The organism is Pseudonocardia sp. Ae331_Ps2, from assembly GCF_001932405.1.
GTDB lineage: Bacteria > Actinomycetota > Actinomycetes > Mycobacteriales > Pseudonocardiaceae > Pseudonocardia.
The window spans coordinates 2191559-2209025 of the sequence record NZ_MCIM01000001.1; the positions used below are offsets into that span (position 1 = coordinate 2191559).

General features: G+C 73.9%; 18 protein-coding genes. 15 read left to right on the forward strand and 3 right to left on the reverse strand.

Features of this window, described 5'->3' with window-relative positions; all coding sequences use genetic code 11:
• Positions 1-26 precede the first annotated feature (26 nt).
• The 11 genes from Ae331Ps2_RS10470 (at position 27) to Ae331Ps2_RS10520 (ending at position 10558) form a co-directional block, all read left to right on the forward strand.
• Positions 27-542 carry a cupin domain-containing protein gene (locus Ae331Ps2_RS10470; RefSeq protein ID WP_075309221.1) on the forward strand — a complete coding sequence of 172 codons (516 nt, stop codon included), beginning with the start codon at positions 27-29 and terminating at the stop codon, positions 540-542.
• A 28-nt stretch (positions 543-570) separates the two neighbouring features.
• Complete coding sequence (locus tag Ae331Ps2_RS10475) at positions 571-1518, forward strand: PDR/VanB family oxidoreductase (RefSeq protein ID WP_020622107.1); 948 nt, start codon at positions 571-573, stop codon at positions 1516-1518.
• 91 nt (positions 1519-1609) lie between these two features.
• Positions 1610-2920 carry a recombinase-like helix-turn-helix domain-containing protein gene (locus tag Ae331Ps2_RS10480; protein WP_020622108.1) on the forward strand — a complete coding sequence of 437 codons (1311 nt, stop codon included), beginning with the start codon at positions 1610-1612 and terminating at the stop codon, positions 2918-2920.
• Positions 2917-3885: a VOC family protein gene (locus tag Ae331Ps2_RS10485; RefSeq protein WP_075309219.1), complete on the forward strand. Its 969-nt coding sequence runs from the start codon at positions 2917-2919 to the stop codon at positions 3883-3885. Before Ae331Ps2_RS10480 ends, Ae331Ps2_RS10485 begins: the two co-directional genes overlap by 4 nt.
• The gene (locus Ae331Ps2_RS10490) at positions 3882-4634 is read left to right on the forward strand and encodes an aspartate dehydrogenase domain-containing protein (RefSeq protein WP_233147691.1); all 753 of its coding nucleotides are present in this window, start codon (positions 3882-3884) and stop codon (positions 4632-4634) included. The genes Ae331Ps2_RS10485 and Ae331Ps2_RS10490 overlap by 4 nt, the downstream gene beginning before the upstream one ends.
• Complete coding sequence (locus Ae331Ps2_RS10495; RefSeq protein ID WP_075309217.1) at positions 4631-5434, forward strand: alpha/beta fold hydrolase; 804 nt, start codon at positions 4631-4633, stop codon at positions 5432-5434. The genes Ae331Ps2_RS10490 and Ae331Ps2_RS10495 overlap by 4 nt, the downstream gene beginning before the upstream one ends.
• On the forward strand, positions 5431-6195 hold the full coding sequence (locus Ae331Ps2_RS10500) for an SDR family oxidoreductase (RefSeq protein WP_233147692.1): 765 nt from the start codon (positions 5431-5433) through the stop codon (positions 6193-6195). Before Ae331Ps2_RS10495 ends, Ae331Ps2_RS10500 begins: the two co-directional genes overlap by 4 nt.
• A gap of 26 nt (positions 6196-6221) precedes the next feature.
• Positions 6222-7004 carry an SDR family oxidoreductase gene (locus tag Ae331Ps2_RS10505; RefSeq protein WP_075309215.1) on the forward strand — a complete coding sequence of 261 codons (783 nt, stop codon included), beginning with the start codon at positions 6222-6224 and terminating at the stop codon, positions 7002-7004.
• 47 nt (positions 7005-7051) lie between these two features.
• Positions 7052-8695 carry a thiamine pyrophosphate-binding protein gene (locus Ae331Ps2_RS10510; protein WP_075309213.1) on the forward strand — a complete coding sequence of 548 codons (1644 nt, stop codon included), beginning with the start codon at positions 7052-7054 and terminating at the stop codon, positions 8693-8695.
• Positions 8688-9173, forward strand: coding sequence for a hypothetical protein (locus Ae331Ps2_RS10515; RefSeq protein WP_020627068.1), 486 nt, complete (start codon positions 8688-8690; stop codon positions 9171-9173). Before Ae331Ps2_RS10510 ends, Ae331Ps2_RS10515 begins: the two co-directional genes overlap by 8 nt.
• Positions 9170-10558 (forward strand): MFS transporter, encoded by a 1389-nt coding sequence (locus Ae331Ps2_RS10520; protein WP_083695435.1) that lies wholly within the window; start codon positions 9170-9172, stop codon positions 10556-10558. Before Ae331Ps2_RS10515 ends, Ae331Ps2_RS10520 begins: the two co-directional genes overlap by 4 nt.
• 70 nt (positions 10559-10628) lie before the next feature.
• Here the strand turns inward: Ae331Ps2_RS10520 and Ae331Ps2_RS31920 are convergent, their stop codons facing one another.
• From Ae331Ps2_RS31920 to Ae331Ps2_RS10535, 3 genes are read right to left on the reverse strand one after another with little or no spacing between them, the layout of a single operon-like run.
• A complete protein-coding gene (locus Ae331Ps2_RS31920) occupies positions 10629-11240 on the reverse strand; it encodes a collagen binding domain-containing protein (protein ID WP_170918302.1) in 612 nt (203 codons plus the stop codon).
• A complete protein-coding gene (locus Ae331Ps2_RS10530; protein ID WP_075309209.1) occupies positions 11156-13408 on the reverse strand; it encodes an MDR family MFS transporter in 2253 nt (750 codons plus the stop codon). The genes Ae331Ps2_RS31920 and Ae331Ps2_RS10530 overlap by 85 nt, the downstream gene beginning before the upstream one ends.
• A 2-nt stretch (positions 13409-13410) precedes the next feature.
• The gene (locus Ae331Ps2_RS10535; RefSeq protein WP_020627065.1) at positions 13411-13896 is read right to left on the reverse strand and encodes a MarR family winged helix-turn-helix transcriptional regulator; all 486 of its coding nucleotides are present in this window, start codon (positions 13894-13896) and stop codon (positions 13411-13413) included.
• 311 nt (positions 13897-14207) lie between these two features.
• On the opposite strand from Ae331Ps2_RS10535, the gene Ae331Ps2_RS10540 reads away from it, so the two are divergent.
• The 4 genes from Ae331Ps2_RS10540 to Ae331Ps2_RS10555 all read left to right on the forward strand — a co-directional run bounded on the left by Ae331Ps2_RS10540 (position 14208) and on the right by Ae331Ps2_RS10555 (position 17437).
• Complete coding sequence (locus Ae331Ps2_RS10540; RefSeq protein WP_075309207.1) at positions 14208-14768, forward strand: cupin domain-containing protein; 561 nt, start codon at positions 14208-14210, stop codon at positions 14766-14768.
• A gap of 97 nt (positions 14769-14865) precedes the next feature.
• Positions 14866-15306, forward strand: coding sequence for a hypothetical protein (locus Ae331Ps2_RS10545; protein WP_020627063.1), 441 nt, complete (start codon positions 14866-14868; stop codon positions 15304-15306).
• 8 nt (positions 15307-15314) lie between these two features.
• Positions 15315-16193, forward strand: coding sequence for a DNA-formamidopyrimidine glycosylase family protein (locus Ae331Ps2_RS10550; RefSeq protein ID WP_075309205.1), 879 nt, complete (start codon positions 15315-15317; stop codon positions 16191-16193).
• Between the two features lie 32 nt (positions 16194-16225).
• Positions 16226-17437 (forward strand): sensor histidine kinase, encoded by a 1212-nt coding sequence (locus Ae331Ps2_RS10555; RefSeq protein ID WP_233147693.1) that lies wholly within the window; start codon positions 16226-16228, stop codon positions 17435-17437.
• Positions 17438-17467: the final 30 nt, after the last annotated feature.

Genomic DNA, 17467 nt, shown 5'->3' on the forward strand with positions numbered 1-17467 from the left:
TTAGGGCTAAAGAAAGTGAGGCCGTCATGACCGCCCCCTCCACCACCACCGACCTCGAGCAGCTGCTCGACAGCTGCATCGCCGGCGCCGCGTCCCGGCACGAGGACTGGGACACCCTGGGCTTTCAGGCCGCCGCCGGCGGTGACGAGTTCCGCCGGGCCCAGATCCGCTACATCGGCTCCGGCGCCACCGGCAACCACGAGACCGACTCGCGGATCCTGCCCGCCGAGCACTTCACCTTCTCCAACATGCGGCTGCCCGCCGGGGCGATCGGGCCGGAGCACACCCACCACGACGTCGAGGAGGTCTTCTACGTCCTGGAGGGCGAGCTCGAGGTCACCGTGCACGACGTCGAGGACGGCACCCGCACCGCCAGCCGTGTCCTCGGCTACCGCGACCTGATCCGGGTCCCGGCCGCGGTCCCCCGCAGCCTGCGCAACATCGGCTCCGAGGACGCGCTGTTCTGCGTCGTCATCGGCTCGCCGAAGCCGCAGCTGCCGACCTACCCCCCGACCTCGCCGATGCACGGCGTCCGTCGCTGACCGCTCCGCCCGCCGCGAGGAGACCGCCATGCCCGAGACCAGGACGCTGCGTGCCGAACAGCTGACCCGGCTCGCCGACGACGTCGTCGAGGTGCGGCTCGTCGATCCGTCCGGAGCGGAGCTGCCGTCGTGGGAGCCCGGCTCCCACCTCGCGCTCGACCTCCCGGCCGGGCTCACCCGCCAGTATTCGCTGTGCGGGTCGCCCACCGACCGGCGGAGCTGGACGGTCGCCGTGCACCGGGCACCGGACAGCCGCGGGGGCAGCGCCTGGGTCCACGGCTCGCTGCGGCCCGGCGACCTGCTCACCGTCAGCGGTCCGCACCAGGAGTTCCCGCTCGTCGACGGGTCCGAGCACCTGCTGGTCGCAGGCGGTATCGGGATCACCCCGATCCTGTCGATGGCCCGGGCGTTGCAGGCCCGGGGCGCGGACTGGTCCCTGCTCTACTGCGGCCGCACCGCCGCCGCGCTCGCCTACCTCGACGAGCTCACCGCGCTCGACCCGGACGGCACCAGGGTCCGGGTCCACCTCGACGACGAGCACGGCGGCCCGGCCGACCTCGTCACCGCACTGGCGGCGCGGCCCACCGCGGTGGTGCACTGCTGCGGCCCGGGCCCGATGCTCGACGCCGTCCTGGCCGCCGCACCTGGCCGAGCCCACGTCGAACGGTTCCGGGCCCCGCCGCCCGACCCACGCGACACCGTGGCCGACGCCGGGTTCGACGTGCACTGCGAGACCAGTGACGTCCGCCTGCGCGTCGAGCCGGGCACATCGGTGCTCGCCGCGCTCACGGGCGCCGGGATCACGGTCCCGTCCTCCTGCGAGGAGGGCATCTGCGGCACCTGCGAGGTCAAGGTCCTCGCCGGCGAGCCGGAGCACCGCGACCTCGTTCTCTCCGACGACGAACGCGCAGTCGGGGGCTCGATGCTCGTCTGCGTCTCCCGCGCGCGCAGCGCCCGGCTCGTCCTCGACCTCTGAGCGCCCCGCGAGCACCCGCGGACCCGGAGCCGAACGCACCCGGCCCGTCCACACGCACCCCTCACCACCACCACCACCACCGGAGGCGACCGTGTCGTACCTGCAGATCCACCAGTCCCGCCACCGCCCGCCGACGAGCTACGAGACCGCGTTCGCCGCAGAGCTGGAACGGGTCTACACCGCCGGTGCGACCGAGCCCGGCGCCGTCGCCGCGGGCCTGAACACCGGCGGCACCCGGCCCCCGGGCGGCGGGGACTGGACCGCGGTGTCGGTCGTCGCCGAACTGGCCCGCCTCGGCGCCGACGACGGCCCGGCCACGCCGCCTGCCCTCGACCCCAGCGGGGCCGGCCGCGCCCCGGTCTCCTCGGCCGCCGAGCTCGTGGCTCGCGGCCTGCCCGACCAGTGGTACGCACTGTGCCCGTCGTCGGCGGTCCCGGCCGGAGAGCTGGTCCGCCTGCACCGGGCCGGGGTCGACCTGCTGCTCTGGCGCGACGCCGGGGGCGAGGTGCACGTCCAGCAGGACCGGTGCCCGCACCGCAACGCGCCGCTCTCGCGCGGGGTGCACCTCGGCGATCGGATCGCCTGCAACTACCACGGCGTGCAGATCGACACCGGCGGCACCGTGGTCTCGGTGCCGGGCAGCCCCGGCTGCGCCTTGGAGGGCCGGCGCGCGGTCGCGACGTTCCCGGCGCAGGAGCGGGCCGGCGCGGTGTTCGCCTGGATCACCGACGACGACACCCCGCCCACCCCGCTGCGGCTGCCCGAGCAGATCGACTCCGCGGAGTGGTCGAGCTTCTGCTGCTACGTCGAGTGGGACGCGCCCTACGGGCTCTCGCTGGACAACCTGATGGACCCGATGCACGGCGCCTTCCTGCACCGGGAGTCGCACTCGATGTTCGGCGGGCGGCGGGAGGCGGTGTTCCAGGTCCGGGACACCCCGACCGGGTTCGTCTTCGCCAAGACCGACCAGAAGTCGGTGAACTTCGACTGGTCGGAGTGGATCGAGGACGGCTACCAGGCCGTGCGGCTCGACATCCCCTACCCGCCGTCGGCGGGTCCCGGCGGCCCGTTCGCGATCATCGGGATGGTCACCCCGATCGACGCCGACCGGCACGCCGGGTTCTTCTGGCGTTGCCGGCGGGTGCAGGGCTGGGAGCGGGACTCCTGGCGCTTCCTCTACCGCACCGTGCTGGAGGAGCGGCACTGGGCGGTGCTCGAGCAGGACCGGATCATGCTGGAGGACATGCCCGCCGACGCCACCGAGCGCGAGGGCCTCTACCAGCACGACATCGCCCTGGTCCGGGTGCGGCGCCTGCTGCGCAACCGTGCCGAGCGGGTGCTGCGCGAGCGCGGTGCCGCCGCGGCGTCCCGTCCGGCCGCGACCGCGGGAGCCACCCGATGACCGGCGCCACCGCCGCCCCGGGAGCGGTCGTGCAGCTGCGGTCGCTGCGCTCGGCGACGCTGCGCACACCCGCCCTGCGCGAGTCCGCGGACTTCTACGCCCAGGTGTGGGGTCTGGAGACCACCGACACCGACACCGGCGCGGTGTGGCTGCGCGGCACCGGACCGGAGCACCACATCCTGCAGCTCGTCGACGGCGACTCCGCCGGCCTGGACAAGATCGCGTTCGCGGTCGGGACCTCGGCCGAGGTCGACGCCGCGGCCCGGGAGCTGGAACGGCGCGGGATCCCCGTCGTCGCCGGGCCGGGACCCCTCGACCAGGCGGGCGGCGGCTACGGTCTGCGGCTGGTCGACCCCGAGGGGCGGCTGGTGGAACTGTCCTGCGACACCCACGCCGTCGTTCCCGGTGATCCCGAGGGCCGCGCGGCCCGGCCGCGCAAGCTCGCCCACGTGGTGCTCAACACGGTCGACATCGACGCGGCCTGTTCCTTCTACACCGGCGTGCTCGGCATGCGGATCTCCGACTGGTCGGAGCACCAGATGGCGTTCCTGCGGTGCGGTGTCGGGCCGACCGCCGACCATCACGTCATCGCGTTCAACCAGGCCGCGTGGACCTCGATCAACCACGTCGCCTACGAGATGGGGTCGATCGACCACTTCATGCGCGGGGTCGGCCGGTTGCGCCACCACGAGCTGCTGCCGCTGTGGGGCCCCGGCCGGCACGGACCGGGCAACAACACGTTCTCCTACTTCGCCGACCCGGCCGGGCTGGTGTGCGAGTACACCTCGGAGGTCGACCAGGTCGTGGAGGACGCCTGGCTCTGCCGGGTCTGGCGGCGCACCCCGGAGCTGTCGGACCTGTGGGGCACCGCGGGTCCCCCGTCGGTCGACGTCCGCACCAGGATGGCGGGAACCCCCGACCCGGGCTGGATCGCCCGCAACGCGTCCGCGGGGGTGCGGTCGTGAAGGTCGCCGTGCTCGGCTGCGGTGCGATCGGCGAGGTCGTGGCCCGTGAGCTCGCCGCGGGCGCCGTCGCCGGCGCCGACCTGCTCGGGGTCGTGCACCAGGACCCGACCGACCCGCCCGGACTGCCGGTGCTCGACGCCGACGGGCTCGACGCCGCGGACCTCGTCGTGGAGTGCGCCGGACACGGTGCCCTCGCCGCGACCGGTCCCCGGGTCATCGGATCCGGCACCGACCTGCTGGTCGTGTCGGTGGGCGCCCTCACCGACGACGGGCTGCTGGCGGTCCTGTCCGCAGGCCCCGGCCGGGTCCACCTGTGCAGCGGCGCGATCGGCGGGCTGGACCTGCTGCGCGCCGCCGCGCTGATGGAGGGCGGCCCGGAGCGCGTCGTCGTCACGACGACGAAGTCCAGCTCCGCACTGCTGCCCGACCGGCCGACCCCGGACGGCCCGGTCGAGCTGTTCCGCGGGACCGCCCGCGAGGTGGCGGCCCGGTTCCCGCGCTCGACCAACGTCGTCGCCGCGGTCGCGCTGGCCGTCGGCTCCTGGGACCGGGTCACCGCGTCGGTCGTCGCCGACCCCGCCGCGACCCGCACCCGGCACGAGATCACCGCGTCCGGCCCGTCCGGGGACTACCGGATCGAGATCGCCAACCGGCCCTCCGAGCGCACCCCCACCACCAGCGCGATCACCCCCTACGCGGTGCTGCGTGCCGTCGCCGACCTCGCCGGTTCCCCGGCGGTGCTCCGATGACCGGACCGCTGCCGACCGCCGTCCGCTCCGCGGGCTCCGGGGACCCGGTGCTGCTCCTGCACGGGATCGGGGGAGCGGCGGCGTCGTTCGACCCGCAGCTGGCCGGCCCGCTCGCGGACCGGTACCGGCTGCTCGCCTGGGACGCCCCGGGCTACGGCGACTCGCCCGACCCGGTGGTCCTGCCCGGGCCGGACCCGATGGACCTGCTGGCCGACAGCGCCCTCGCCGTGCTGGAGCGGGCCGGGGGCCCGGCGCACGTCGTCGGGGTGTCCTGGGGCGGGGTGATCGCCACCCGGATGGCGCTGCGCCGCCCGGAGCTGCTCCGCTCGCTCACCCTCGCCGACTCGACCCGCGGCTCCGGCCGCACGGCCGCCGGCCGGTCGGGGATGACGCGCCGGGTCGAGGAGCTCGCGACGTTCGGGGCCCGCGCGTTCGCCGCGCTGCGTGCCCCGCGCCTGGTCGGACCGGACGCCGATCCGCAGGTCCTCGCTCGGGTCACCGGGATCATGTCCGGGGTGCGCACCGCCGGCTACACGCTGGCCGCGGCCGCGATGGCCGCCACCGACCACTCGGCGCAGCTGTCCCGGATCGACCTGCCGGCACTCGTCGTCGTCGGCGAGCACGACGTCGTGACCGGTGTCGCGGAGAGCCGGGCCCTGGCCGAGGGCATCACCGGCGCCGGGTTCGCCGTCGTCGCCGGGGCGGGACACGCCGCGAACCAGGAACGACCGGCCGCGTTCGACCGGATCCTCGGCGGGTTCCTCGCCGGGGTGCGACCGGCCACGGCGGTGGCCCGGTGAACGCCCCGTTCGGGGACCTGAGCGGCCGGGTCGTCGTCGTCACCGGCGGCGGGCGCGGGCTCGGCCTGGCCATCGCCGGTGAGCTCGCGGACGCCGGGGCGCACCTGGTCCTGGCCGAGCGGGACGCCCGGCTGGCCGCCGAGGCGACCGCGCAGCTCACCGCAGCCGGGGCCCGGGTGCTGCGCCACGACACCGACGTCGCCGACGAGACCTCGGTGGCCGGGCTCGCCGCCGCCGTCGACGGGCTCGGCGGGGCGTGGGGCCTGGTCAACAACGCCGCACTCGCCGACGGCGTCGGCGGCAGGCACTTCGCGGACCTGCCCGCTGAGGACTTCGACCGGGTGCTGCGGGTCAACGTGCGCGGCCCCTACCTGGTGTCCCGCGCGCTGTATCCGGCGATGCGGGCGGCCGGCGGCGGCCGGATCGTGCACATCGCCTCCGACGTCGCGTTCTACGGCCCGCCACGGCTGCTGCACTACGTGGCGTCGAAGAACGCCGTCGTCGGGATGACCAGGGCGATGGCCCGCGACGCCGGCCCGGACGGGATCACCGTCAACGCCGTCGCACCCGGGATCACCGAGACCGAGGCGACCCGGGCCGTCCCGGCCGAACGCCACGAGCTGTTCCGGATCAACCGGGCGCTCACCCGCACCCAGCAGCCCGACGACGTCACCGGCGCCGTGCGGTTCCTGCTCTCCGACTCCGCCGCCTACGTCACCGGGCAGACCCTGCTCGTCGACGGCGGGTTCATCTGTCGCTGAACCGCGACGACGCCGAAGGAGTGATCATGGACCTCGGGCTGAAGGGCCGCACGGTGATCGTCACCGGGGCGAGCTCCGGCGTCGGGTTGGCCGTCGCCGCACTGCTGCGGGCCGAGGGCGCGCACGTCGCGGCCTGCGCCCGCGACGCCGACCGGCTGCACGCCGCGCTCGCGGCGCTGCCCGGACCGGGCCGGGTGTACGCGGCCCCCGCGGACGTCCTCGACGCCGGCGCGGTGCACGACTTCGTCGCCGCCGCGGCCGCCGACCTGGGAGGCGTCGACGCCGTCGTCGCGAACGCCGGCCGCTCGCTGATGGCCCGCGTCCTCGACGTCACCGGCACCCAGTGGGACGAGGAGGTCCGGCTCAAGCTCGCCGGCCTGCTCCATCCCGTCCGTGCGGCGCTGCCGTGGCTGCGGCGCAGCGACGCCGGCTCGGTCGTCGCGGTCAACGCGATCCTGGCCCGCCAGCCCGAACCACGGCTGGCGGCGACCTCGGCCGCCCGGGCTGCCCTGCTCAACCTCGCGACCACGCTGGCGACCGAGCTGGCACCCGACCGGATCCGGGTCAACTCGGTCTGTCTGGGGCTGATCGACACCGGCCAGTGGCGCCGCCGGTACGACGGCTCCGGATCGGACCTGGACTTCGACACCTGGGCCGGCGAGCTGGCCGCGGACCGCGGCATCCCGCTCGGCCGGCTGGGCACCGCCGAGGAGGTCGCCTTCCCGATCGTCTCCCTGCTGTCCCCTCGCAGCTCCTACGTCACCGGCGCGACGCTCGACGTCGGCGGCGGCGTCGCACGTTACGTCTGACCGGTCGCTCACCACCGCGTCTCCCACCACCGCCTCCTGGAGGAACCATGGCCCGCCCGAACGGCGGCGACCTGCTCGTCGCCCTGCTGCGCGACCACGGCGTGTCCTGCGCCTTCGGCGTCATCAGCGTGCACAACCTGCCCCTCGTCGAGGCCCTCGACGCCGCCGGGATGTTCGTGCCCGTCCGGCACGAGGCCGCCGCGGTGAACGCCGCCGACGGCCACGCCCGCGCCGGCGGCGGCCTCGGCGTCGCCATCACCAGCACCGGGACCGGGGCCGGGAACGCCGCCGGCTCGCTGATCGAGGCCCTCGCCGCAGGCAGCCGGGTCCTGCACATCACCGGCCAGATCGACAGCGGGTACCTGGGCCAGGGGCGTGGTGTCATCCACGAGACCCCCGACCAGGCGGGCATGCTGGCCGCGGTTTCCGCGCCCGCCGCCACCATCCGCACCGCCGACTCCGCCGGCCCGGTGCTGCGCGACGCCGTCGCGCGCACGCTCAGCCCACCGCAGGGACCGTCCAGTGTGGAGTGGCCGATCGACCTGCAGTACGCCACCCAGCGCGACACCCGGCCCGTCGTGGTCCGTCCGGCCCGCCCGGCGCCCGCGGACCCGGTCTCGCTCGACCACGCCGTCGAGTTGGTGCGCCGCTCCCGACGGCCGCTGATCTGGGCCGGTGGCGGTGCCCGCGACGCCGGACCGCAGCTGCAGGCGCTCGTCGAACGACTCGGCGCACCGCTGCTGACCAGCAACGCCGGTCGCGGCACCGTCCCCGAGACCCACGAGCTCGTCGTCGGCAACTACGGGACCGCGCCGGCCGCCCGCGACCTGGTGACCGGGGCCGACCTGCTCATCGGCATCGGCTCGCACTACCGGTCCAACGAGACCGCCCAGTTCACCCTGCCGCTGCCCGCCACCGCGGTGCAGATCGACGTCGACCCGCGGGCGATCGGACGCAGTTACCCGGCGACTGCCGGGGTCGTCGGCGACGCGGCCCAGGTGCTCGAGGGCCTGCTGGAGCGTCTCGGCGCGCACACCGCCGAACCGGGGTGGTCCGACCGCGCCCGGGCCACCCGCGACGCGGTGCGCGCCGCCCACCGTGCCGCGGTCGCGCCGTACGACGTGCTCTGCGACGCCGTCCGGGAGCGGCTGCCGGACCGGTCGGTCATCGCCCGCGACGTCACCGTCCCCTCCAGCACGTGGGGCAACCGGCTGCTGTCCGTTGTCGACCCGGCCACGAACGTCTTCCCACTCGGCGGTGGCATCGGGCAGGGTCTGGCGATGGGGATCGGGGCGGCACTGGCCCGACCGGACGTCCCGACCCTGGTCATGGCCGGGGACGGCGGACTCTCGGTGCACCTGGGCGAGATCGCCACGCTCGCCCAGACACGACCCTGGCTGGTGCTGCTCGTGTTCAACGACGGCGGCTACGGCGTGCTGCGGTCCATGCAGGACGCGACGGGGTCGCCGCGGGCGGGAGTGGACCTCTACACGCCCGACTTCGCCACCGTGGCCCGCTCGGTCGGGCTGGAGCACCGGCTGGTCACCGACGTCGCGGCGTTCGACGAGGCGCTCGCGAAGGCGCTGGCCACCCACGAGCCGTCGGTCGTCGAGGTGGATCTCACCGCGATCGGGCCGATGACGGTGCCGTTCGTGCCGCCGGTGCACGTGCCCGGGGGCGACGATGAGTGACCACGGCCCCGGGCACCACCACGCACACGGTCCGGCCAACCGCGGGCGCGTCGTGCACACCACCTCCGCACCGTTGTTCGTGACCGGTGAGGACACCGCACCCGAGGCGGTCGTGGTCGTGCACGGCGAACCCGGCATCGACGCCGGGCTGGAGGCCGACATCCGCACGCTCGCCGCCGGCGGGCGCCTGGTCGTCGTGCCGTACCTGTACTTCCGTGACGGCGGCCCGGACTACCCGCAGTACGACCTCGCCGAGGCGGCGTTCGCCCGGCTCGACCCGACGGACGTCGACGCCGACGTCGACGGCGCCGTCGACCACCTCACCGGCCGGCTCGGTTTCGACCGGTCCGCGCTCCGGCTCGCCGCCACCGGCGGTGGACGCCCGGGTGCGGCCCGCGCGGCCCACCGGCTCGGCCTGCCCGACCCCCTCCCGCTCGACCGTCCCCACCACGCGGATCAGACAAGGACACTCCGATGACCTCTGCAAGGCACTCGATCGGAGCCGAGCCCACAGCGACGACGCTGATGGCCCGGTTGGAGCGGATCCCGCACTCCCGCTGGCACGTCAAGGTCCGCCTGATCATCGGGGTGGTGACCTTCTTCGAGGCGTTCGACCAGCTGCTGGTGGCCTACACTCTGCCGTCGATCCGCCAGGAATGGGCGCTCGGCACCGGGCAGATGACCCTGGCGGTGACCGCCGGATCGGTCGGCATGCTCGTCGGCGCACTGGTGTCGGGCTGGTCGGCCGACACACTCGGCCGGGTCCGCACGATCCGGATCGCGCTGCTGCTGACCGTGGTGGCCAGCATCGGGCTCTTCCTGAGCCCGTCGTTCGGCGTGTTCGTGCTGCTGCGCTTCGTGCAGGGTCTCGGCATCGGCGGTGAGGTCCCGGTCGCGGCGGCCTACATCGGCGAACTCGCCCGCGCCCACGGCCGTGGCCGGTTCGTGCTCCTCTACGAGCTGGTCTTCCCGGCCGGGACGCTGTTCGCGGCGCTGCTGGCGACCTGGATGGTCCCCTCGCTGGGCTGGCGCTCGGTCTACCTGGTCGGCGCGATCCCGGTGGTGATGCTGATCCTGATCCGCCGGAACGTCCCGGAGTCGCCGCGCTGGCTCGCCGCCCGCGGCCGCTACGCCGAGGCCGACGTCGAGCTGGTCCGGATCGAGCAGGCGGTCGAGCGCTCCACCCGGTCGCCGCTGCCCGCGCCGGCCGCGGCGGCGGTCACGGTGAGCGAGGCACCGGCCGGCACCTCCGAGCGGCTCCGGGAGCTGGTCCTGGGCCGCTACCGCGGCCGGCTCGTGCTGGTCTGCGGGCTCTGGTTCACCGCGTTCTTCGTCAACTACGGGCTGACGTCCTGGCTGCCGACGATCTACACCGGTACCTACGGCGTCCCGCTCGGCACGGCCCTGCAACTGTCGCTGCTGGCCACCGCGGCCGGGTTCTGCGGATGCGTGCTCGCCGCGCTGGGCGTCGACCGGATCGGCCGTCGCGCGGTGCTGTTCACGGGGATGCTGCTCGCCTCGGCCGCGCTCGTGCTGCTCGCGGTGCTCGGCGCCACCGACGTCGGTCAGGTGGCCCTGCTCACCACCGTCGCCGCGCTGTTCAGCTTCGCCGCCAACATCACCCTCTACCTGTACTCGCCGGAGCTGTTCCCGACCCGGTCGCGGGCACTGGGGACCAGCATCGGGGCCGCGTTCAACCGGATCGGGGTGATCCTCGGTCCGATCGTCGTGGCGGCCGCGGTCGTCGGCGGAAGCCTCACCACCGCGTTCGCGGTGCTGGGTGGGGTGGCCGCGGTCGGAGCGGTGCTGGCGCTGTTCGGTCCGGAGACCCGCAACCGGCAGCTGGAGGAGGTCTCCCCCTGACCCACGCGACGTCCCGGCCCTCCACAGGGAGGACCGGGACGTCGTTCCACGTGGAACGCCGGCGGTCGGGTCAGTGACGCGGCTCGGAGCGCCCGGCCATCCCGATCTGCCTGCCGTGCCGTCCGTTCGCCAGGGCGTCCTCGTCACCACGCCCGGTGTCCAGCGGCAGCGGGAACCGGACGTCGGAGTGGGTCACCCGGTCCGGCTCCAGCGCGACCACCGTCGCGACCGGGGCGTAGCCGCTGGTCGCGAGGGTGTAGCTGCCCGCGGGCAGGCCCTCGAAGGCGAAGGTCCCGTCCGGGCCGGACAGCCGCGACCCCACGACGGCGCCCTCGGCGTCGATCAGCGTGGCCAGCGCGTGCGCCACCGGGTGCCCGTCGGGCGCCGCGGTGACCCGGCCGGTGAGCCGGGAGCGCTGCGGCAGCCGCAGGTCCTGGACCGCCGTGCCGGAGCTCGGCACCTCGACGCCGACCGCCACCGGGTCGACGCCCTCGCCGGCCGCGGTGAGCGTGTAGCGCCCGGCCGGGACGCCGTCGAGAGCCCAGCGTCCGCCCTCACCGGACCGGCCGGCCGCGGCGACGTCGCCGCCGTGGTCGATCAGCGAGACGGTGACCCCGGGCAGCGGGGTGCCCGCGGCGTCGAGCACGGTGCCGCGGATGCCGCTGCTGACCGACAGCCGCACGTCGTGGCGGACCGGTTCGGTGCCGACCGAGACCGTGGCGGCGTGCGGCGGCAGCGCCGCGGAGGCCGCCACGACCAGGAAGCGCCCGGGCTCGTCGACGACGACGCGGTAGTGGCCATCGCCGTCGGTGGTGGTGCGACCGACCTGGTCGCCGGACAGCCGGGTGACGGTGAGACCGCCCCGGGGACCGGCGCGCCGGTGCTGCCCTGGACCCGTCCGGTGACGGCCGGGCCGTCGCCACCGGTGGAGTGCAGGTGGTCCAGGCCCGCGGCCGCGGCGGCGTCACCGACGGTGCCGTTGTGCGGCCTCGGCCGGGCCTGGGGTGCCGGGTGCGGCGGCTCCTGCCGGGCGACGACGGGCATCGGCGTGGTGGGCGGCGCGACGTCCGCTCCGCGCCCGCCGCCGTCGCCCCGGGTGGCGGGAGCGGGTGCCGGCGCGACCGTCGCGAGTGCCTCGGTCGGGACCGACGCGGCGGCACCACCCTCACCGGCGGCCTCGGCCAGGGCGGCCTGGGCACCGGACATGGTGCGCAGCGGCAGCTCCCTGATGAACAGCACCAGCACGAAGGCCACCGCGATCACGCAGGCCGCGATGAGGAACGCCAGCGTCATCGCGCTGGTGAAGCCCTCCTGGAACGGCGCCGCCAGCCGCGGGTCGATCCGCTGCAGGAACGAGGAGTCGGCGAGCACCGAGCTGGACAGGCCGCCGGCCTGGCCGGACTGGAGCGCCCCGACGACCTGCGCGTTGGCCGGGTCGGCCGCGACGGCGGGGTCGGTCAGCGCGGCCCGGAACGAGCTCGTGCCGAGCGCGGACCGGAGGGCGTCGGCGATCTTGTCGCCGGCGGTGGAGAACACCACCGACAGGAAGATCGCGGTGCCGAGCGTGCCGCCCATCTGCCGGAAGAACGTCACCGACGAGGTCGTGACGCCCATGTCGCGGGCGGGCATCGCGTTCTGCACGGCCAGCACCAGGGTCTGCATGCACAGACCGAGGCCGAGGCCCAGCAGTGCCATGGTCAGGTCGAGCTGCCAGATCGGGATCGACGGCGTGACGGTCTGCCACAGCAGCACCATCGCGATCGTGATGAACGCGGTGCCGATCACCGGGAAGATCTTGTAGCGGCCGGTGCGCGAGGTGAGCTGACCGGAGAGGATCGACGCGACCATGATCCCGCCGACCAGCGGCAGCATCATGAACCCGGCCTCGATCGGCGTCGCGCCGTGCACGATCTGCAGGAACTGCGGCAGCAGTGCGATGCCGCCGAACATCGCCATGCCGATGAGCAGGTTCAGCACCGCGGACAGCGAGAAGATGCCGGTGCGGAACAGGCGCAGCGGGATCAGCGCGGCGTCGCCGTAGGCCCGTTCGGCCAGCAGGAACAGCAGCAGGCCGACGACACCGATGACGTAGCAGACGATCGACGAGGTGGAGTCCCAGCCCCACTCGCGCCCCTGCTCGGCGACGATCAGCACCGGCACCAGGCACAGGGTCAGCGCCAGGGCGCCGGGCCAGTCGATCCGGGCCGGCCGCGGGACGTGCGGGATGTTCAGCACCCGCTGCACGACGACCAGCGCGACGAGTCCGATGGGCACGTTGACCAGGAAGATCCAGCGCCACCCGTCGAGCCCCGCGATCGAGTCCACACCGGACAGCAGGCCGCCGATGACCGGGCCGATCACGCTCGAGGTGCCGAACACGGCGAGGAAGAAGCCCTGGTAGCGGGCCCGCTCACGCGGCGGGACGATGTCGCCCAGGATGGTCAGCGCCAGCGACATCAGACCGCCCGCGCCGAGACCCTGCAGCGCGCGGAACGCGGCCAGGGAGTACATCGACCAGGCGAAGGTGCAGGCGATCGAGCCGATCAGGAAGATCGAGATCGCGGTCATGAACAGCGGCTTGCGGCCGAAGATGTCGGAGAGCTTGCCGTAGAGCGGGGTGGTGATCGTGCTGGTGATGAGGAAGGCCGTCGTCGCCCACGCCTGCAGGTTGAGACCCGACAGGTCGTCGGCGATGGTGCGGATCGCGGTCGAGACGACCGTCTGGTCCAGGGCGGCCAGGAACATGCCCAGCATCAGTCCACCCAGGACGGTCAGGATCTGCCGGTGCGTCAGCTCGCCGTCGCCGGTGGTGGTGGCGGGGCGCTGCGCACTGGCGGCAGCGGTGGACATTCTCAGGACTCCTGTGCTTCGAAGGTCTGGTAGTCGTCGAGGAAACGGCCGAGCAGGACGGTGAGGGCCTGGCGGTCGTCGGGGCTCCACGCGGCCAGGACGGTGGCGATGACCTCGGCGCGACGACGTCGCTCGGTCTCGATCACCCGGATGCCCTCCGGGGTCGCGGCGAGCAGCGAGGCGCGACCGTCGCCGGGGTCGGCACGGCGCTCGACGAGCCCGGACTTGACCAACGACGACACCTGGCGGCTGATCGTGGAGGGATCGGAGTGGAAGGTGGCGGCGACCTCGCCGGCTCGTTGCGGGCCGACGAAGTGCAGGTGGGTCAGCACGTGGTAGCCGGCCATGTCGACGATCATCTCCGGCCGGTGCCGCTCGGCGGACCGCTTCACCTGGCGGACCAGCAGGAACAGCTCCCGGACGATCGAGTCGGCGAGTTCCAGGTCGGCATCGGCGGGTTCGGCGGCGGCAGCCTGTGCGGTGCTCATCGCGGACCCCCTCTCGGTAGTGCGTGTACCACGCAACTAGTTGACTCGCGCAAGCATGCGCCGATGCGTTGCGCAATGCAAAGTAATTGGCCGTGAGCTGCGCCACCTGGTCCGCCACCTGACCACGGAGCGGATCGCGATCACTCCACAGCGGATCCGAGCGGTTCACGCGAAGGGGTGGCGCACTCCTCTGTAGAGGTGCGCTGTCCCACCTCGAACGTCATCGACGGGACGACCCGGCTGCCGCTGACGTGGTGACGTGCCACTACCGTGCGGTGCACTCACGCATCGCGCCCGGAGGGACACCGCCCGTGCCGCTCGCCCGTCACCTCGCCGGACCGGCCCTGCTGGTCGCGGCCGCCGCCCTGCTCGCGGGGTGCGCCCAGCCGGGGCAGCTCGGCCACGGGTCCGACGCCGCCCACTCCGACGACGGGACGAGGGTGGAGATCGTCCCCGTCGACCCGGGACCGCCACCGACCACCGCGGTGGCCGTACCGGGGAACGGCGAGTGGCCGGCGCGTCCGATCACCGGTGCGACCGATCCCCAGGGGCGGATCGAACGGCCCGTGGAGATCTCGACCCCGGGCCCCGCGGACATGCTCGTCCGCGAGGAGAGCCTGCTCCCCGGCGAGTCCACCGGCTGGATCCGCCACCCCGGGACGATGCTGACGGCGGTCCGCGGCGGGACGGTCACGGTCGTGCGGGCGGGCCGGTGCGAGCCCCAGACCTTCGGGACCGGCGAGGCGTTCTTCCTGGGGGACGGCGAGCCGTCGGTGGTCCGCAACGACGGTGGCGTCACCGTCCAGCTCCTGCGCTCGGGCCTGCTCGCCCCCGGCGCCCCCGAACGCGAGCCCGTCCGGCCCGCCTGCTGACTCCCACCATCTCGGAGTGGCGGGCGCGTGAGGGCTCGGATCTGTCGGTGCCCTGTGGGAACATCGTCGGTGGTACGGGGGCAGGGGAGCGGACACCTTGACGACGAAGACGGTCATCGCGGCGGACTACCGTGAATGGCAGGTGAGCCGGCGGATCGAGTGGACCACGCCGGCGGTCGGTGACGAGTTCGAGCACGACGTCGACGCGGGCAACGGCGCGGTCGTGCTGATCCTCGGCACGCTGGCGTTCTTCTGGCTGGTCCTCATCGTCTGGGTGCCCGACGGGGTGGTCTTCCCCTGGTTCTACTGGCTCGTCGTCATCGTCGGACTGGGCTTCTTCCCGTTCCGCTGGCTGCTGCGCAGGCCGTTCACGATCACCGCGAAGACCCAGGGCGGCTACGACCTGCCCCCGGAGAAGTGGACGGGCATGGTGCGCGGGCTCGCCACCGCGCGCGAGGAGACCAAGGTGGTCGTGCGCAGCCTGAAGAACCGCTCGACGCCCGGCCACGCGGACAGCCCGCTGCAGCCGATCAACTAGGAGTCGCGGTGCCCGAACTGCCCGAGGTGGAGGCCCTGGCCCACCACCTGCGTGAGCACGCCGTGTACCGCCCGGTGGCCAGGGTGGACCTGGCCTCGATGAGCGCGCTGAAGACGTTCGACCCGCCGGTGTCGGCGCTGGTGGGCCGGGTGGTGACCGGGGCGTCGCGGTTCGGGAAGTTCCTGTCGCTCGACTTCGCCGACCGGCCCGACGCCGGCCCGTTGCACCTGGTCACGCACCTGTCCCGGGCCGGCTGGCTGCGCTGGCACACCACCGCGGGCGTCACTCCGCCCAGGCCGGGTCGCGGCCCGTTGCAGCTGCGGGTGCACCTCGACCAGGTCGGCGGGCCGGGCTTCGACCTCACCGAGCAGGGCACCCAGAAGCGGCTCGCCGTGTACCTGGTGGGCGACCCGGCGCAGGTCCCTGGCATCGCGAAGCTGGGCCCGGACGCACTGGAGCTGAGCCGGCCGGGCCTCGACGAGCTGCTCGACGGCGACAACCGCAGGCTCAAGACCCTGCTGACCGACCAGTCGACGCTCGCCGGCATCGGCAACGCCTACTCCGACGAGATCCTGCGCAGCGCGCGCCTGTCGCCCTACGCCACCGCGTCCCGGCTCGACGCCGCCGCTCGGGACTCCCTGTTCGAGTCGCTGCACGCCGTGCTGTCCGACGCGGTGTCCCGCTCGGTCGGCCAGGGCGCCGCCGAGCTCAAGGGGGAGAAGCGCTCCGGGCTGCGCGTGCACGCCCGCACCGGGCTGCCCTGCCCGGTCTGCGGCGACACCGTGCGCGAGGTGTCGTTCGCGGAGAGATCATTCCAGTACTGTCCGACCTGCCAGACCGGGGGGAAACCGCTCGCCGACCGCCGCCTGTCCCGGTTGGTGCGCTAGTGGCGGGCGCGGGAACGGGGGTACTCGCAGTCGTGGACGGATCCACCACGCTCACCCCCTCCATGGCGCTGCTGCTCGTGGTGGCGGTCGTCGTCGCCGTCGTCGCGGTGTTCTTCTTTCTGTGGCAGCGCAACCGGCGCAACACGATGGTGTCGCCGCTGGCCAAGGCCACGTTCTCCGCGCTGCACACGGTCGCGCTGGCCGCGCCGGTGCTGCGGGAGGGGCTGTCGTCGCGCTCGGCGTCGCAGGCCCTGCCCTACCTGCGCCAGCTGCTGGAGACCACGGCGATGGCCATGACCGACTCGCGCGGCACGGTCCTGGGCTGGGACGGCAGCGCCGACCAGCACCAGCAGGACGTGCAGACGCTCGCGGACACGGTCGTCCGGACCGGCCGCATGGAGCTGATGAGCCACACCGCCATCAAGTGCAACCAGCCGGGCTGCGAGGTGCGCGGGATCGTCGTCGTCCCGCTGGAGAGCGACGGGAACATCATCGGCACGCTGGCCGCGCTCACCCCCTCGACGGCCGGCCCCCCGGTTCTGCGGGCCACCGGCGAGGTCGCGCGCTACGTCTCCAGCCAGCTGGAGCTCGCCGAGCTCGACGACTCCCGCGCCCGGCTCAACCGGGCCGAGGTCCGCGCCCTGCGCGCCCAGATCTCGCCGCACTTCGTCTACAACGCACTGACCACGATCGCCTCGTTCATCCGCACCGATCCGGCCCGGGCCCGCGAGCTGCTCATCGAGTTCGCGGACTTCACCCGCTACTCGTTCCGCTCGGCAGGCGAGTACACGACGCTGCTCGACGAGCTGAACAACATCGAGCGCTACGTGCGGCTGGAGAAGGCCCGCTTCGGCAACCGGCTCAACATCAAGCTCCAGATCGACCAGGAGGTGCAGAACGTCGTCCTGCCCTTCCTCGCGCTGCAGCCCCTGGTGGAGAACGCTGTCCGGCACGGGCTGTCCGGCAAGCCCAACGGCGGCACCGTCACCATCCGCGCGGAGAACGCCGGCTCGGAGTGCGTGATCGTCGTCGAGGACGACGGCGTCGGCATGGACCCGGCCCGGCTCAACGAGGACCTCGACGACGCCCATCTCTCCGGCGCGCACGTCGGCCTCGGCAACGTCGACGACCGCATGCGCTTGGCCTTCGGCGACAACTTCGGCCTCGTCGTCGACACCAACATCGGCGCCGGAATGAAGATCACGCTGCGGGTGCCGAAGTTCCGGGCGGGCATCCGGGCCTGACCCGGGGGCGTCCGTGGGCGCCCTCCGGCG

What these genes read in the sequence shown, in the direction of transcription:
- Ae331Ps2_RS10470 (WP_075309221.1), top strand. Translation starts at nt 27, where the DNA reads ATGACCGCCCCCTCCACCACCACCGACCTCGAGCAGCTGCTCGACAGC.
- Ae331Ps2_RS10475 (WP_020622107.1), top strand. Translation starts at nt 571, where the DNA reads ATGCCCGAGACCAGGACGCTGCGTGCCGAACAGCTGACCCGGCTCGCC.
- Ae331Ps2_RS10485 (WP_075309219.1), top strand. Translation starts at nt 2,917, where the DNA reads ATGACCGGCGCCACCGCCGCCCCGGGAGCGGTCGTGCAGCTGCGGTCG.
- Ae331Ps2_RS10495 (WP_075309217.1), top strand. Translation starts at nt 4,631, where the DNA reads ATGACCGGACCGCTGCCGACCGCCGTCCGCTCCGCGGGCTCCGGGGAC.
- Ae331Ps2_RS10505 (WP_075309215.1), top strand. Translation starts at nt 6,222, where the DNA reads ATGGACCTCGGGCTGAAGGGCCGCACGGTGATCGTCACCGGGGCGAGC.
- Ae331Ps2_RS10510 (WP_075309213.1), top strand. Translation starts at nt 7,052, where the DNA reads ATGGCCCGCCCGAACGGCGGCGACCTGCTCGTCGCCCTGCTGCGCGAC.
- Ae331Ps2_RS10515 (WP_020627068.1), top strand. Translation starts at nt 8,688, where the DNA reads ATGAGTGACCACGGCCCCGGGCACCACCACGCACACGGTCCGGCCAAC.
- Ae331Ps2_RS10520 (WP_083695435.1), top strand. Translation starts at nt 9,170, where the DNA reads ATGACCTCTGCAAGGCACTCGATCGGAGCCGAGCCCACAGCGACGACG.
- Ae331Ps2_RS10530 (WP_075309209.1), bottom strand. Translation starts at nt 13,408, where the DNA reads ATGTCCACCGCTGCCGCCAGTGCGCAGCGCCCCGCCACCACCACCGGC.
- Ae331Ps2_RS10535 (WP_020627065.1), bottom strand. Translation starts at nt 13,896, where the DNA reads ATGAGCACCGCACAGGCTGCCGCCGCCGAACCCGCCGATGCCGACCTG.